The organism is Micromonospora sp. NPDC047738 (assembly GCF_040642675.1).
GTDB lineage: Bacteria > Actinomycetota > Actinomycetes > Mycobacteriales > Micromonosporaceae > Micromonospora.
Genome location: NZ_JBEYSO010000036.1, coordinates 42,090 through 54,469 on the forward strand (window position 1 = coordinate 42,090; position 12,380 = coordinate 54,469).

Here is a 12,380-nt window from a genome sequence, read left to right on the forward strand (position 1 = left end):
GCGGGCGCGTTGGCACCGGCATGGACACCGAGCACACCGAGCGGGCGGAGGACGCCGCGCTCGACGCGTACTCCCGGGTGGTGACCGGCGTGGCCGCGCGGGTGCTGCCCAGCGTGGCCGCCCTGTCGGTGCGGACCGCGCGCGGCGCGGGCGCCGGCTCCGCCGTGGTGATCGGCCCGGACGGACTGCTGCTCACCAGCGCGCACGTGGTGCAGGGCGCCCGGAACGGCTCGGCCGCCTTCGGCGACGGCGTCGAAACCGGGTTCCGGGTGGTCGGCGCCGACCCGCTGTCCGACCTGGCCGTGCTGCGGGCGGAGGAGACGACCGTGCCGCCGGTGGAGCTGGGCGACGCGGATCGCCTGCGGATCGGCCAGCTCGTGGTCGCAGTCGGCAACCCGCTGGGGCTGGCCGGCTCGGTCACCGCCGGGGTGGTCTCCGGGCTGGGCCGGTCGCTGCCGGCCCGGGACGGGCGGGTCACCCGGCTGATCGAGGACGTCATCCAGACCGACGCGGCGCTGAACCCGGGAAACTCCGGCGGGGCGCTGGCCGACTCCAGCGGCCGGGTGGTCGGGGTGAACACGGCAGTCGCCGGGTACGGCCTCGGCCTCGCCGTGCCGATCAACGCCACCACCCGGCAGATCATCACCGACCTGACCGCCGACGGCCGGGTACGCCGAGCCTGGCTGGGGGTCGCCGGCGTGCCGGTTCCGCTGCCGCCGGAGGTCGTCGCACGGACCGGGCAGCGACGCGGGCTGCGCGTGGTGGAGGTGGTGCCGGGCAGCCCGGCCGGGATGGCCGGGATCTACCTGGGCGACGTGATCCTCGCCGCCGGCGGCCGGCCCGTGCAGGACGGACAGGGCCTGCAGCGGCTGATGCTCGGCCCGGCCATCGGCGCCCGGCTGCCGGTCACCGTGCTGCGCCGGGGCGCCCTCGTCGACGTGGTGGCGGTGCCGACGGAGCTGAGCCGCTGACGCGACGAGGGCCGCTCCCCGGCGGGAACGGCCCTCGTCGATGGACTCAGCGCGCGCCGAGGTGGGCGAGCAGGTCCTGCCGGGTCAGCACGCCCTTGGGCTTGCCGTCGACCAGCACCAGGGCGGCGTCGGCCTTCTCCAGCAGCCCGACCGCCTCGCTCACCGGCTGCCCGCCGCCGATCATCGGCAGCGGCGCGGCCATGTGCCGCTCGATCGTGTCGTGCAGGTGGGCCTGGCCGGTGAAGAGCGCGTCGAGCAGGTCCTTCTCGGCGATCGAGCCGGCCACCTCGCCGGTGACCACCGGCGGCTCGGCCTTGAGCACCGGGAGCTGGGAGACGCCGTACTCGCGCATGTAGTCGATGGCGTCGCGGACCGTCTCGGTCGGGTGGACGTGCACCAGTTCGGGCAGCCCGCCCGGCTTGCTGGCGAGCGCGTCGGCAACCGTCGGCTCGGCGCCGGAGTTGTCCAGGAAGCCGTACCGGGCCATCCAGTTGTCGTTGAAGATCTTCGACAGGTAGCCCCGGCCGCCGTCCGGCAGCAGCACCACGACCACGTCGCCCGGGCCGGCCTTGCGGGCCACCTCCAGGGCACCCACCACAGCCATGCCGCAGGAGCCGCCGACCAGCAGGCCCTCCTCGCGAGCCAGCCGCCGGGTCATCTCGAAGGATTCCTTGTCGGAGACCTCGACGATCTCGTCGGCGATGGTCCGGTCGTACGTCTCCGGCCAGAAGTCCTCACCGACGCCCTCGACCAGGTACGGCCGGCCGGTGCCGCCGGAGTAGACCGAACCCTCCGGGTCCGCGCCGACGACCTTGACCCGCCCCTCGGATGCCTCCTTGAGGTAGCGGCCGATGCCGGAGATGGTGCCGCCGGTGCCGACGCCCGCGACGAAGTGGGTGATCCGTCCCTCGGTCTGCTGCCAGATCTCCGGGCCGGTGGTCTCGTAGTGCGAGCGGGGGTTGGCCGGGTTGCTGTACTGGTTGGGCTTCCACGCGCCGGGGATCTCCCGGGCCAGCCGATCGGAGACGTTGTAGTAGGAGCGCGGGTCCTCCGGCGCCACCGCGGTCGGGCATACCACCACCTCGGCACCGTACGCGCGCAGCACGTCCTGCTTGTCCTGGCTGACCTTGTCCGGGCAGACGAACACGCACTTGTAACCCTTGAGCTGGGCCACCAGGGCCAGCCCGACGCCGGTGTTGCCGCTGGTCGGCTCGACGATGGTGCCCCCGGGCTTGAGCAGCCCCGCCTGCTCGGCATCCTCCACCATCCGCAGCGCGATCCGGTCCTTGACCGAGCCGCCCGGGTTGACGTACTCCACCTTCGCGAGCACGGTCGCCTGGATGCCCTCGGTGACGTTGCGCAGGCGGACCAGCGGGGTGTTGCCGATCAGGTCGACGACGTTGTCGTAGTACTGCACCTCGTTGTGCCCTTCGTTGCGGCGCCGGCGTCGGCGTCCTAGCAGACGTTCATTCGTCGCCCAGGGTACGTGCCGTCAGGGCACCACACGTCCCGGGATGACGGAGCTTCGCCGCGCCTCCCACTCCAGGAACCGCTCGGTCTCGGCGAGCACGCTGCCGGCCAGCCAGGTGACCATCACCGCGTCGTCGGCCAGGCCGAGCACCGCCAGCGGGATCTCCGGCAGCAGGTCGATCGGCGAGACCACGTACGCCGTGGCCGCGGCCATCAGGGCCAGCCGCAGGCCGCCGTCGTACTCCCCCTTGGCGGTGGCCCGGATCATCCGGGGCAGCGCCGCCAGCCGGGCACCGAGCGCGGGACCGCCCCGCGCCCCGCTCGCCAGCGCCCGGGCCAACGCGGCGAAGGCCGCGCTCCGCTTCAACGTCCTGCCCATGTGTGTCGCCCCTTTCCGCTCGCCCGACCAGAGTGCGGCCCCGGCGCAAGAGCGCCGCCACCCGCCCGGAAACAGGTACCCGGAACCGCGCTTTGTCAGCCGCACGATCGCGAAGAGCGGGTGTCGAAACGGCGCGATAGTGTCGTTTCATGGGGGAAGCTGGTTCCGCCGTACCAGCCGGCTGGCGGCGAGCCCGGCAGATCGCCCGCCTGGCGGCGATCGGCACGGGCGCCACCGTGGCGGCCACCGTCGCGACGGGCGGGGTGCTGCTCGGCCAGGCCCGGCAGGCCCGGCGCACCATCCCGATGGCCGAGGCACCCCCGCCCCGCTGCGACGGGGTCTACGGCGCGAAGCTTCCCGGCCCGCCCGTCACCATGGTGATCCTGGGCGACTCCTCGGCCGCCGGCTACGGCGTGCACCGCCGCCGGGAGACCCCGGGTGCGCTGCTGGCCACCGGGCTGTCCCGCCGGCTGCACCGGCCGGTCCGGCTGCACCGGTTCGCCGTGGTGGGCGCCCTGTCGGCCGGGCTGAAGCCGCAGGTCGAGTCGGCCCTGGAGGTCGAGCCGGACATCGCGGTCATCCTGATCGGCGGCAACGACGTCACCAATCGCACTCCGCCGTCGGTGGCGGTGCGTTACCTGGTCGACGCGGTCCGCACGCTGCGCGCGGCCGGCTGCGAGGTGGTCGTCGGCACCTGCCCCGACCTGGGGGCGATCCAGCCGATCCAGCCGCCGCTGCGCTGGCTGGCCCGCCGCTGGAGCCGCCAGCTCGCCGCCGCGCAGACGGTGGCGGTGGTCGAGGCCGGCGGCCGAACGGTCTCCCTCGGCGACCTGCTCGGTCCCCGGTTCGCCGCCGAGCCGGCCCGGATGTTCGCCTGGGACCGGTTCCATCCGTCCGCTGAGGGGTACGCGGTCGCCGCGGCGGCGATGCTGCCCACCCTGCTCTCCGCGCTCGGCGCCGGTCAGGACCGCCGGCCTCCGCTGCCCGGCCGGGAAGGCGTACGGTCGCTCCCGGAGGCCGCCCACGAGGCGGCCCGGCACGCGGGCACCGAGGTCAGCGGCACCCAGGTCCGGGGCCGCGACCACGGGCCCGGGGGGCGCTGGGCGCAGCTTCGGCGGCGTGCCTTCTTCGGCGTCGGCGCGGTGCCGCACTCCGGTGACCACGCCGAGTCATCGACCCTGGAGGGACTGGCATGAGCGAGCGTCAGCGAGCGAATCATCACTGTAGTGCGCTGGTGCCTCATGGCAGCCCGAAGCGAAGCGGAGGGCTGGCGTGAGCGGGCCCAGTGGGGGCATCATCAGGCACAACGCGAGCGTGGCATGAGCACGGCTCGCGAGCCGACCGGCCTGTGCGCCGTCGGCCCTGGGGAGGTGTCGTCATGACGGGGCGTAACGAGTTCGTGGTCCGGCTGGGTCGGGCCGCGGCCGTCTCCCTGGTCGCTGGCACGGTGGGTGGGGCGGCGATCCTCGCCGGCCAGGCCATCGCCGCCCGCAGCCGCCACTACGCGCAGCCCGAGCTGAGCCTCGCGCTGCGCGCCACGGTCGGCCGGGCGGACGCGCCGCCGCTGCGGCTGGTGCTGCTCGGCGACTCGTCGGCGCTCGGCGTCGGGGTGGACCGCTTCGAGGAGACCATCGGCGGCCAGCTCGCCCACCTGCTGGCCGAGGGGCCGACCGGCCGGCGGGTGCACCTGTCCAGCGTGGGCGTCTCCGGGTCACGCTCCACCGACCTGGCCACCCAGGTGGCCCGGGCGCTGCTCGGTGAACGCCCCGACGTGGCGGTGATCCTGATCGGGGCCAACGACGCGACCGCGATGGTCCGCCCGGCGGACGCGGCCGCGTACCTGAGCTCGGCGGTGCGCCGGCTGCGCGAGGCGCACGTCGAGGTGGTGGTGGGCACCTGCCCCGACCTCGGCGCGGTCCGCGCGGTCGCGTCCCCGCTCCGGCAGGTGCTCGCCTGGTCCGGGCGGCGGCTCGCCCGCGCCCAACTGTCGGCCGTGCTGGACGCCGGGGGCAGCGTCGTCGACCTGGGCACCGAGACCGGCCCGGTGTTCCGGGCGGACGCGGGGACGCTCTGCCACGACGCCTTCCACCCCTCCGCCGACGGCTACCGGGTCTGGGCGCACGCCCTGCTCCCCACGGTCGAGGCGGCCGCGGCGGTCGCCTCCCGGCACCACTGACCGGGCCCGCCGGGCGTGACATTTCCCGCCCGGCGGCCAGCTTCCGCCGCAAGTTACTCGCGGGTTAACGTTGGTTCATGCCGATTGAGTCGCCCCGCGACGCCGTCATCGTCGCCACCGCCCGGTCCCCCATCGGTCGCGCGTTCAAGGGTTCCCTGCGGGACGTCCGCCCGGACGATCTGGCCGCCACCATCGTCCAGGCCGCCCTCGACAAGGTACCCGCGCTCGACCCCACCACGATCGACGACCTCTACCTGGGCTGCGGCCTGCCCGGGGGCGAGCAGGGCTTCAACATGGCCCGGGTGGTCGCCACCCTGCTCGGCCTGGACGGCCTGCCCGGCGCCACGCTGACCCGATACTGCGCCTCCTCGCTGCAGACCACCCGGATGGCCATGCACGCGATCCGGGCCGGCGAGGGCGACGTCTTCATCTCCGCCGGCGTCGAGACCGTCTCCCGGTACGCCCGGGGCAACTCGGACACCCTGCCGCCGGAGGCGCGGGCGCTGGTCGGCGGCGGTTGGGAGAACCCCCGCTTCGCGGCGGCGCGCGAGCGGTCCGCGGTCCGCGCCCAGGGCGGCGCCGAGGCGTGGACCGACCCGCGCGAGGCCGACCAACTCCCCGACATCTACCTGGCGATGGGGCAGACCGCGGAGAACCTCGCCCAGGTCTACGACATCACCCGCGAGGACATGGACGCCTTCGGTGTCCGCAGCCAGAACCTGGCCGAGAAGGCGATCGCGGACGGCTTCTGGGCCCGTGAGATCACCCCGGTGACCACCCCGGACGGCACCGTGGTCAGCGCCGACGACGGCCCACGGCCGGGCGTGACCCTGGCCGGTGTCGCCGGTCTGAAGCCGGTCTTCCGTCCGGACGGCCGGATCACCGCCGGCAACTGCTGCCCGCTCAACGACGGCGCCGCCGCCGTGATCGTGATGAGCGCCCAGCGGGCGCGGGACCTCGGCCTCACCCCGCTGGCCCGGATCGTCTCCACCGGCGTCACCGCGCTCTCCCCGGAGATCATGGGACTCGGCCCGGTCGAGGCGTCGAAGCAGGCGCTCAAGCGGGCCGGCATGACCATCGACGACGTCGACCTCGTCGAGATCAACGAGGCGTTCGCCGCGCAGGTAATCCCGTCGTACCGGCAGCTCGGCATCCCGGAGGAGAAGCTGAACGTGATGGGCGGCGCGATCGCCGTCGGGCACCCGTTCGGCATGACCGGGGCCCGGATCACCGGCACCCTGCTCAACGCCCTGGAGTGGCACGACCGGACCGTCGGTCTGGAGACCATGTGTGTCGGCGGCGGCCAGGGCATGGCCATGGTGCTCGAACGGCTGAACTGATTCGACGGAGACGGACCCGGGTAGCGGAGGCGCCATGGCCATCGTCGTGGAACGCGAGCGCAAGTACTCCGGGGACGAGGCATTCCGGCTGCCGGACCTGACGGGGTGCGGTGGCGTCACGGCGATGTCCGACGCCACCGCCCTCGACCTGGACGCCGTCTACCTGGACACCACCGACCTGCGGCTGGCCCGGAGCGGCTTCGCGCTGCGACGGCGTACCGGCGGGCACGACGCGGGCTGGCACCTCAAGGTCGGGGCCGCCGGCGGCCCCCGGACCGAGTACCAGTTCCCCGCTGGGCCGGATGAATGCGACCCGCCGCCCGAGTTGGTCGCGCTCTTCCGGGCCGCGTCCCGGGGCCGGCCGGTCGCCCCGGCCGCCCGGATCGTCACCCGCCGCCGGGAACGCCGCCTCCTCGACCCGGCCGGCCGGACCTTGGCCGAGGTGGCCGAGGACCGCGTCGAGGCCCACGATCTGGTCGGCGGCGAGCGGCAGGCGTGGCACGAGATCGAGGTCGAGCTGGTCGACGGCGACGAGGCCCTGCTCGACGCGGTGGAGGGGCGGCTGCGCGAGGCCGGGGCCCGGCCGGTGCCCGTGTCCAAGTCGCACCGGGCGCTCGCCAACCGGCTCGCGGCCGCCCGGCCGGCGCCCGCCGATCCCGGCGCCGCGCCGGTGCTCGACTACGCCGCAGCCCAGCGCGACGCCCTGATCGGCAACCACCCGGGCGCGCGGAGCGGCGACGAGGACGCGGTGCATGACATGCGGGTCGCCGTCCGCCGACTCCGCTCCACCCTGCGTACGTTCCGCGGGCTGTGGGACCGGCGGGAGAGCGAGTTGGTGCGCGGCGAGCTGCGCTGGCTGGGCGGGCAGCTCGGGCCGGTCCGGGACACCCAGGTGATGGCCGCCCGGCTCGCCGACGCCGTCCACGCGGAGCCGGACGAGCTGGTGCTCGGCCCGGTCGCGGCGCGGCTCGCCGAGCGGTTCGCCGCCGACCTGGCCACGGCGCTCGACGAGCTACGCACGGCACTCGACTCCGACCGGTACGCCGAGCTGCTGCGCCGGGTGGACGCGCTGCTGGAGGGGCCGCCCGCCCGGGCGGTGGACGCCCGCTGGGTGGCCCGCCGGGTCCGCCGCGCGGTGCGCCGGGCGGACGAGCGCCTGGACCGGGCCCTGGCCGCCGGGCACCGGGCCGGCGGGACCGACGACATCGCCCTGCACGAGGCGCGCAAGGCGGCCAAGGCGGCCCGCTACGCGGTCGAGGTGCGCGAGCCGGCCGCCGGGAAGCCCGCCGCCCGGCTGGTGGCACGGCTCAAGGACCTGCAGGACCTGCTCGGCGCGCACCAGGACTCGACGGTCACCCGCGAGGTGCTGCGCCGCCAGGCGCTGCGGGCGTACGCCGCCGGCGAGAACACCTTCACGTACGGCGTCCTGCACGCCCGGCAGGCCGCGGCGGCCGACCGCGAGCTGCCGGATCTGCTGCGGGCGCGGGACCGGGCCCGGCGGCGGAAGGTCCGGCGCTGGCTGACGCGGGCCGGCTGACGGCAGCGGCGACGGGGCGCCCGGCTGATCCGGGAGCACTTCGGCTCCTGGCCCGCCCCGAGCCCGCACTGCCGCGGCTACAGCGCGGAACGAGTGCCGGCCACCGCGGCGACGGCCTCGGCCAGCACCGACTCCGGTGGACCGGCCGCCACCAGGTCGGCGGCGACCACCCGGAGCTGGTCGGGCAGGACCAGATCGTTACCGAGCCGGGGCACCTCCCGGCGCGGCTCGCCCTCCGCGTCCGCCGCCAGGTTGGCGATCTCCTGCACCAGCTTGTGCACCAGGTCGGCCCGCGACACGTTGCCGCCCGCGGCCACCGCCGACCAGCGCGGCTGCTGCCAGTGCCCGACCTGTCGGACCAGCAGCTCCACCGCCCGGTCCAGTTCCGCTGCGCTCATCGCGGCCGAGTCTACGACGGCTCCAGGTCGCGGCGCGGCGGCAGACCGGCCTTCATTCGGGCCGCAGCGCCGCCTTCCGGCGCGAAGGCCGAATTATGGCCGCCAGCCGAGCTGGAGTTGTCGAACGGTCAGCGCCGGGCGTAGCTGAGCAGGCGGAGGATCTGCCAGTACAGGAAGATCAACCCGACCAGCAGCCCGAACGCGCAGAACCAGGCGTACCGGCGGGGCAGGCCGGCCCGGACCGACCGCTCGACCAGATCGAAGTCGAGGATGAAGCTGAACGCCCCGGCGATGATCGCCACCACCGAGAAGACCCACGGCAGCCAGCCGACCTGGCCGGTGAGGTTGTACGCCGCCAGGGCCTGCCGCCCGCTGACCAGGTACGCGACCAGGTTGACCAGCCCGAGCGCCACGATCCCGAGGAGCGTGCCGACGACCAGCCGGGCCAGCCGTGGGGTGGCCCGGATCACCCGGGCCCGATAGAGCAGGGCCATCCCGAGGAAGACGCCGAAGGTGCCGATCACCGCTTGGGCCACGATCCCCGGATACACCATCTCGAAGGCCCGGCTCGCCACCCCGAGCAACAGCCCCTGGAGCACCGCGTACGCGGCGATGACCGGCGGGCTGGTGATCTGCCTGAGGGAGATGACCAGCACCAGCGCCAGGCTGGCCAGGGAACTGCCGACGAGCGCCGCCGAGATCCAGATCGCCGGCGGTACGACCACCCAGGCGGCGACCGCCGTGACGCCGGTGAGCACCAGCAGACCGACCGTCCGGCTGACCACGTCGGCCACGGTCATCGTCTCGGCGGCCCCGACACCGAGCACCTGGCGCTCGGTCCGGCCGACGTCGTCCAGTCGGGTCAGCACCGGATTGGCACTCCGCACCGCGACCTCCTCGCCGACGTACCCCGCTCCCACTCTGCCCCCGGTGATCCGGCGGCGGCGGGAAAAACGAGGACGCCCGCCGCCGCGGTCGCGGCAGGCGGGCGTCGCAGGTCGGGCGGCGGGACCGTCAGTCGTCGCCCTGGAAGTAGCTGAGCAGGCGCAGCACCTCCAGGTAGAGCCAGACGAGGCCGACCACGATGCCGAACGCGGCGGTCCAGGCGTAGCGCTGCGGGAGCCCCATCCGCACGCCGTCTTCGATCTGGGCGAAGTTGAGGACGAAGCTCAACGAGGCGACCACGATGCAGACCAGGCTGAAGCCGATGCCCAGCGGGCCGCTGTCGCGCAGGCCGGTGTGCACGCCGAAGAGCGCGAGCACCAGGTTGATCAGCATGACCGCGAAGAGGCCACCGATGACCGCGATCATGATCCGGGTGAACTTCGGGGTGGCCCGGATGACCCGCGCCTTGTAGAGCGTCGCCATCAGGAAGAACACGCCGAAGGTCGCCACCACGGCCTGGAGCACGATGCCGTTGTAGAGCGACTCGAACGCCTTGCTGACCATGCCGACAAAGACGCCCTCGACGATCGAGTAGGCCACCACCAGCGCCGGGTTGGCCATCCGCGAGAACGAGATGATCATACCGAGCACCAGACCGACGACCGCGGCACCGATCCAGGCGACGCCGACCAGGGCGTCCGGGACGAGCGCCCAGGCCGCCGCGGCGGAGACGCCGAGGATGCCGAGCAGCATGACCGTCTTGACGACGACGTCGTCCAGGGTCATGGGGGTCACGGTGGGCGCGGCCGCCGGGTAGCCGTACCCGGGGGTCGGGTACTGCTGCGGCTGCGGCTGGTACTGCTGCGGGTATCCGGGCTGACCGTACGGCCCGGGCTGGGCGTACCCGGCCGCCCGCTCACGCTCGGCCGCCTGGCCGAGCCGGGCGAGCACCGGGTTCGAGGTCTTCACTTCTCAGGCCTCCCTCAGGGGGTCGATGCACGTGAACGTGCCTCTCCAGGGTAAACGTGGCACGCACCCCCGCGCCGGGAGTGAAGCTGTGGGAAAGCTGAGAGTCTGGTGCCCGGGGCGGGGCTCGAACCCGCACGCCTTGCGGCAGCCGCTTTTAAGGCGGCCGTGTCTGCCGTTCCACCACCCGGGCAGGTGGCACCGGCGCGCCGACACGCGGCGGTGCAGATCTCACCGTAGCCGCTACGGCGCCACCTGGCGTACCCCGCGGGCCGCCACCGCTATGGTCGAGGCCGTGACCAGCGCCGCCCGCACCGCGCCCGGACCCGACCGCGACCAGGCGCTCCGCCTCGACCCGGCAGCCCCCCGCCCGACCCGGACGGCCCGCCTGCTGGCCACCGCGGACCGGCACCGCGCGGACCTGCTCGCCGGGCTGCTCTTCACCCTGCTCGCCGGCTGGCTCACCCACGGGCTGTGGCCGGCCCCGGGGCAGCGGGTGCTCGCCCTCAACGCGGCGGACCAGACCCTCTACGAGTGGTTCCTCGCCGTCGACTCACGCGCCCTGCTCGGCGACTTCAGCCTGCTCACCGACCGGCTCAACGCCCCCGACGGGGTCAACCTGATGGCCAACACCACGGTCATCGCGCTCGGGGTGCTCCTCGCCCCGGTCACCTGGGCGTTCGGGGCACCGGTCACCTTCGCCCTGCTGGCCGCCGGCAACCTGGCCGGCACGGCGGTCGCCTGGTACCTGCTCTTCACCCGGACGCTGCGGGCCCGCCGGCTCGCCGCCGGACTCGGCGCCGCACTGTGCGGCTTCGGGCCAGGCATGGTCTCGCAGAGCAACGGGCACCTGCACATGACCGCCCAGTGGCTGGTTCCGGTGATCGTCTGGCTGGTCATCCGGCTGCTCCGGGCCGCCGACCCGGCCGGCCGCCCGACCGGACCGGACCGCTGGCGGCTGGCCAGCTCGGCGGTCGGGCTGGCCGCGGCGGTCACCGCCCAGCTCTTCATCGGCGAGGAAGTGCTCTTCCTCACCGCGGTCACCCTGCTGGTGATGGCGCTGGCATACGGGCTGACCGACCGGGCCCTGCTGCGCCGGGCGCTGCCGACGTTCGGCGGGGGAATGATGGTCGCCACCGGTCTGGCGCTCCTCGTGCTGGCGTACCCGTTGTGGTACCAGTTCGCCGGGCCGCAGGGCGTCGCCGACGGCATGTTCAGCCCGGACTACTTCTCGGCCGACCTGGCCAGCTGGTCCACCCTCTCCCCACAGTCCGTGCTGGGCAGCGCGACCGCGTCCCGCCTGACCACCGGGCCGGCCGAGTACAACACCTTCCTCGGCTGGCCGCTGCTGCTGGTCACCGCCGCCTGCGCGCTCTGGCTGGGCCGGCGCCCGCTGGTGGTCGCCTGCGTCGCCGGCGCGCTGGTCATGGGGGCGCTGTCGCTCGGTCCCGAGGTCATCGTCGCCGGCGAACGGACCGGGCTGCCCGCCCCGTACGCCCTGCTGGCCGGGGTGCCCGTGGTGGACGGCGCGCTGCCGATGCGGTTCGCCCTGGCGGTGCTGCCGCTGGTCGGGACCGTGCTGACCCTCGCGATGGACCGGGCGCTGGCGGCATCCGGCCGGGCCCGGCGGCTGGTGCCGCTGGCCGTCGGCGCGGCCCTGCTCACCGTCTTCCCCACACCGCTGCCCACCGCCGACCGGCCGGCGCTGCCCGAGTTCGTCACGGCCGGCCACTGGCGGCAGTGCGTACGGCCCGGCGGGGTGCTGGTCCCGGTGCCCGCCGCCACCCCGGCAGACCCGTGGCCGATGCGCTGGGCCACCGCCGCCGACGCGGCGTTCGGCATGCCCGAAGGCTTCTTCATCGGCTCGTACGGCCGGGACGGCTCGGCGGCCATGGGCACCTACAAGCGCCCCACCTCAGCCCTGCTCGCCGACATCGCGAAGCGGGGGGTGCCCGCCGCGGTCGGCGACGAGCAACGCCGGCAGGCGGCCCGGGACATCCAGTTCTGGGGCGCCTCCTGCGTGGCACTGACCGACGACGCGCCGCACGCGGAGACCCTGCGCAAGACCCTGGAGCAGCTCTTCGGCCCGGGCACCCGGGTCGCCGACGCCTGGACCTGGCGGTTCTGACCGCGACTCTGGTTGCTCTGGTGGGCTGGTTGTGAGGTGGTTGCGGTTGTGGGCTGGGGGCGAGGGTGACCGGCTCCGGGCGGTCACGCTTGATCCCTGCGCCGGTCACCCTCGCCCCCAGCCCCGTCGT

At 74.4% G+C, this 12,380-nt stretch carries 11 protein-coding genes and 1 tRNA gene; 6 read left to right on the forward strand and 6 right to left on the reverse strand.

Translation table 11 applies throughout. From position 1 onward, the window contains the following. Positions 1–20: 20 nt before the first annotated feature. Positions 21–971 (forward strand): trypsin-like peptidase domain-containing protein, encoded by a 951-nt coding sequence (locus ABZ783_RS32670; protein ID WP_357445358.1) that lies wholly within the window; start codon positions 21–23, stop codon positions 969–971. Positions 972–1,017: 46 nt separating this feature from the next. Here ABZ783_RS32670 and ABZ783_RS32675 read toward each other — a convergent pair whose 3' ends face one another. Then, entirely contained in the window at positions 1,018–2,388 is a 1,371-nt protein-coding gene (locus ABZ783_RS32675; RefSeq protein ID WP_357445361.1) for a cystathionine beta-synthase, read from the reverse strand. Between the two features lie 75 nt (positions 2,389–2,463). Next, positions 2,464–2,820, reverse strand: a complete 357-nt coding sequence (locus ABZ783_RS32680; RefSeq protein WP_357445364.1) for a YkvA family protein — start codon at positions 2,818–2,820, stop codon at positions 2,464–2,466. Between the two features lie 149 nt (positions 2,821–2,969). On the opposite strand from ABZ783_RS32680, the gene ABZ783_RS32685 reads away from it, so the two are divergent. The 4 genes from ABZ783_RS32685 (at position 2,970) to ABZ783_RS32700 (ending at position 7,873) form a co-directional block, all read left to right on the forward strand. After that, positions 2,970–4,016, forward strand: coding sequence for an SGNH/GDSL hydrolase family protein (locus ABZ783_RS32685; RefSeq protein WP_357445367.1), 1,047 nt, complete (start codon positions 2,970–2,972; stop codon positions 4,014–4,016). Between the two features lie 182 nt (positions 4,017–4,198). After that, the gene (locus tag ABZ783_RS32690; protein ID WP_357445370.1) at positions 4,199–4,996 is read left to right on the forward strand and encodes an SGNH/GDSL hydrolase family protein; all 798 of its coding nucleotides are present in this window, start codon (positions 4,199–4,201) and stop codon (positions 4,994–4,996) included. A gap of 77 nt (positions 4,997–5,073) precedes the next feature. Beyond that, positions 5,074–6,336: an acetyl-CoA C-acetyltransferase gene (locus tag ABZ783_RS32695; RefSeq protein ID WP_357445373.1), complete on the forward strand. Its 1,263-nt coding sequence runs from the start codon at positions 5,074–5,076 to the stop codon at positions 6,334–6,336. Between the two features lie 34 nt (positions 6,337–6,370). After that, complete coding sequence (locus ABZ783_RS32700; RefSeq protein WP_357445376.1) at positions 6,371–7,873, forward strand: CYTH and CHAD domain-containing protein; 1,503 nt, start codon at positions 6,371–6,373, stop codon at positions 7,871–7,873. A 77-nt stretch (positions 7,874–7,950) separates the two neighbouring features. Here ABZ783_RS32700 and ABZ783_RS32705 read toward each other — a convergent pair whose 3' ends face one another. The 4 genes from ABZ783_RS32705 to ABZ783_RS32720 all read right to left on the reverse strand — a co-directional run bounded on the left by ABZ783_RS32705 (position 7,951) and on the right by ABZ783_RS32720 (position 10,315). Continuing rightward, complete coding sequence (locus tag ABZ783_RS32705) at positions 7,951–8,271, reverse strand: hypothetical protein (protein WP_073832879.1); 321 nt, start codon at positions 8,269–8,271, stop codon at positions 7,951–7,953. A gap of 128 nt (positions 8,272–8,399) precedes the next feature. Then, positions 8,400–9,158, reverse strand: coding sequence for a Bax inhibitor-1/YccA family protein (locus ABZ783_RS32710; RefSeq protein ID WP_357445379.1), 759 nt, complete (start codon positions 9,156–9,158; stop codon positions 8,400–8,402). A gap of 127 nt (positions 9,159–9,285) precedes the next feature. Beyond that, entirely contained in the window at positions 9,286–10,125 is an 840-nt protein-coding gene (locus tag ABZ783_RS32715) for a Bax inhibitor-1/YccA family protein (protein ID WP_357445382.1), read from the reverse strand. A 106-nt stretch (positions 10,126–10,231) separates the two neighbouring features. Beyond that, positions 10,232–10,315, reverse strand: a tRNA-Leu gene (locus ABZ783_RS32720). A 102-nt stretch (positions 10,316–10,417) separates the two neighbouring features. Here ABZ783_RS32720 and ABZ783_RS32725 point away from each other — a divergent pair. Further along, positions 10,418–12,250, forward strand: a complete 1,833-nt coding sequence (locus tag ABZ783_RS32725) for a hypothetical protein (protein ID WP_357445385.1) — start codon at positions 10,418–10,420, stop codon at positions 12,248–12,250. The last annotated feature ends 130 nt before the right edge of the window (positions 12,251–12,380 follow it).